The sequence below is a fragment of the Promineifilum sp. (SeqCode) genome (assembly GCF_041918635.1).
In the GTDB taxonomy this organism is placed as follows: Bacteria; Chloroflexota; Anaerolineae; order Promineifilales; family Promineifilaceae; genus Promineifilum.
Genome location: NZ_JAYRVJ010000633.1, coordinates 1 through 2,911, shown reverse-complemented (window position 1 = coordinate 2,911; position 2,911 = coordinate 1). Strand labels below are relative to the sequence as shown.

Genomic DNA, 2,911 nt, shown 5'->3' with positions numbered 1-2,911 from the left:
TTCGTCTCACGCACCCTACCCCGCTGGACGGACGAGGCGCAAGCCATTCTGGACGTGAACGAGCGTCTGCTGCGCGCCTTCGGATTGGAGCGCGGCGCGACCCACGCCGAGTTCATTCGCGGCGAGGACGGACGCTACTACTTTTTGGAGGTGGCGGCCCGCGTCGGCGGCGCGAATATCGAGCAACTGGTGGAAGCGGCCAGCGGGCTCAACCTGTGGGCGGAGTGGGCGCGGATGGAGATCGCCTACGCCCAGGGGCAACCCTATGAGGTCGCGCCAGTCCGCGAGGAATACGCCGGCATCCTGGTCTGTCTGGCGCGGCAGGAGTGGCCTGACCTCTCCGGTTACAACGACCCGGAGGTGGTCTACCGTGTGGACAAGAAGCACCACGCCGGGCTGGTCGTCGCTTCGCCCGACGCGGAGCGAGTGGAGTGGCTGATCGGCAGCTACGCCGAGCGGTTCGGCCACGACTTCCTGGCCGTCCTGCCCCCCCTCGACAAAGCGCCGACGTAAGAAGGGAATCCACAGATTTCACAGATTGGGGTAGTAGTCGTTGGTGGTTGGTAGTTAGTCATCAGCGACCAACCACCAATGACCAACAGTACATCTGTGAAATCTGTGGATGCTCTTTAGAAATACTGCTCGAAGTAGGCGACGGCGATGCGGGGGTTCTCGACGAGGTATTGGTAGCCCTGATAGTGGTGGCTGCCGTCCACGTAGAGCGGCCCCTCGCCCAGCGGCGTGGCCGCGGCCAGACGGTTCGCATCCTCCATGCTGCCCCACGGATCCTCTTTGCACTGGATGAACAGCACCGGCGTCGCGCCGGCCCCGGCGGCGGCGAAAGCGGGTTGGAGCGCGGTCAGGCGCACGCCGCTGATAGCCGTGTAGGCGGCTTCCACCAGGGGCAGGATCACCCGGCCCGGCAGCCCCATCAGATCGGTAGCATACGCTTCAGCAAAGGAGGAGATGGTGGTCGGCTGCACGGCGATGGCGGCGCAGACGGCGATGGTCTGCGGCAAGGCGTAGAGCAGCGCGTTCGCGCCCATCGAGAAGCCAATAACGCCCAGCCGCTTGGCGTTCACTTCCGGCCGGGTCTCCATGTAGGCGATGGCCCCCAACAGATCGTTGGCCTCGGTCAACCCAAACGTCACCGGCGGCTGCGCGGCGCTTTCGCCGTGGTTGCGCAGATCGAACATCAGCACGTGATAGCCTTCGTAGTGCAGGGCGTGGGCCAGGCGCAGCAACTCGACCGGCGTCATGCCCGACAGATCGGCCAGCAGGTCGCCCGCCGCGTCGCCCAACCGGTTCCAGGCCCAGCCGTGAACGAGGATGATGCTCGCCCCGCCCCGCTCGCTTCCCGCGGCGGGAATGAACCAGCCCGACAGGCGCACGCCGTCTTTGGCCGGAAACTGTACGTTCTCGAACGCCAGCCCCATCTCCGACGGCGTCGCCCAGAGCGGCTGGCGCGCGGGGGCCACCATGCGTCGCGTGAACCAGGCCACGATGACGGCGGTCACTCCCGCCAGAAATCCGAACAATAGCCCCAGAAATTTCATCACACGCTTGAAGGTCATAGGTTGTCGTCCTCGTTGTAGCCGGGGGCCGGGACATCGGCCTCGGTCTCGATCAGTACGCCCGCGAAGAGGTCGCGCTCGCGGTAGCCATCGCTCACGGGCGGGTAGGCGCGGATGTAGGTTTCGGTCGCCATCAGGCGGCGCTGCAACGACTCGGGCAGCATCCGGCTGCGCGTTGGGCCACCGCCCTGGCTGGGGTGGGCCGCGCCGGCGGCGCGCTTAACGTCCCAGTAGCGCCGGTAGTCGATGTGGGCATGCAGCCGGCGCGGTTCGATGCCGATCCGGGTCCAGTCGATGTCCTTGTTGCGGCCGGCGCGCTTGGGGTCCTGGCCGCGTAAGCGCATCAGCATCGTGAAGAGTTTCACCATTCGGTTGGAGAAGGCCGTGTAGTAGAGGCGCTGCGGCTGATAGGGCGCGGGGCCGATCTCCGGGTATTGGGCAGGGTCAGGCGCGGCCTGGAAAGCGGCGACGGTGATCTTCCAACAGTGGATGTGGTCGGGGTGATAATAGCCGCCCGTCTCGTCATGGGTGATGACAACCTGCGGCCGTATCTCGCGTATCAGGCGCACCACGCTCCCGACCGCCTCATGCTCATCAGAGTTGATGAACGCTTCGGGATGCTGGTTGGCCGGGTCGCCGATGTAGCCGGAGTCGCGATAGCCGAGGTTGTGCAGCGTGCCGCCCAGAATGGCTATGGCTGTGTCCAACTCGCGACGGCGAACCTCGGCCAACTCCTGGAGCGTGTGTTCGTAGCCCGTCGCCACAGAGCCAGCCACGCCATCGGTGGCGATGGCGATGTGCACCTCCACGCCCTCGTCGGCGTAGCGGGCCAGCGTGCCGCCCATGCCAAATGATTCATCGTCGGGGTGGGCCAGGACGGCCAGGAGACGACGACCGGCAGGGCGCGGCGCGCCGGGATGCGAACCATTCATCAAGAAGCCTCCGTCAAAATGGGTTCATCCGGGGGCGCGGCAAGGGCTACGGCGAAGCCGATGGCGTGAGTTCCGGTATGGGACAGGCTAATGGCCCAGTGGCGCAGGCCGCGCTCGGCGGCCAGCCGTTCGGCCGTGGCATGGAGTGTCAGGTAGGGCCGGCCACGCTCGTCGCTGAGGATTTCGATGTCCTTCCAGCCCACGTCGCCGATGCCCGTGCCCAACGCCTTACCGACCGCCTCCTTCACGGCGAAGCGCCCGGCCAGGCTGGTCGCCCGGCCGCCGCACTGCTCCTGCTCCCGGGGCGTGAAGAAGCGGTCGCAGAAGCGCTGGCCGTGGCGCGAGATGCCGCGCCGCAGCCGCTCGACCTCGATCAGGTCCACGCCGGTCGCCAGCATCAGAGCG

At 66.5% G+C, this 2,911-nt stretch carries 3 protein-coding genes and 1 pseudogene; 1 reads left to right on the top strand and 3 read right to left on the bottom strand.

Going from position 1 to position 2,911, the window contains the following annotated elements; all coding sequences use genetic code 11:
- A pseudogene (locus ACE3UY_RS18585) lies at positions 1–513 on the top strand (ATPase); the annotation flags it as partial.
- Positions 514–629: 116 nt separating this feature from the next.
- Here the strand turns inward: ACE3UY_RS18585 and ACE3UY_RS18580 are convergent.
- The 3 genes from ACE3UY_RS18580 to acpS form a co-directional block, all read right to left on the bottom strand.
- Positions 630–1,574, bottom strand: coding sequence for an alpha/beta hydrolase (locus tag ACE3UY_RS18580; protein ID WP_374688975.1), 945 nt, complete (start codon positions 1,572–1,574; stop codon positions 630–632).
- Positions 1,571–2,506, bottom strand: coding sequence for a PIG-L deacetylase family protein (locus tag ACE3UY_RS18575; protein ID WP_374688974.1), 936 nt, complete (start codon positions 2,504–2,506; stop codon positions 1,571–1,573). The genes ACE3UY_RS18580 and ACE3UY_RS18575 overlap by 4 nt, the downstream gene beginning before the upstream one ends.
- The coding region (gene acpS / locus ACE3UY_RS18570; protein WP_374688973.1) for a holo-ACP synthase at positions 2,506–2,911 on the bottom strand (406 nt) is incomplete at its 5' end. The genes acpS and ACE3UY_RS18575, both read right to left, overlap by 1 nt.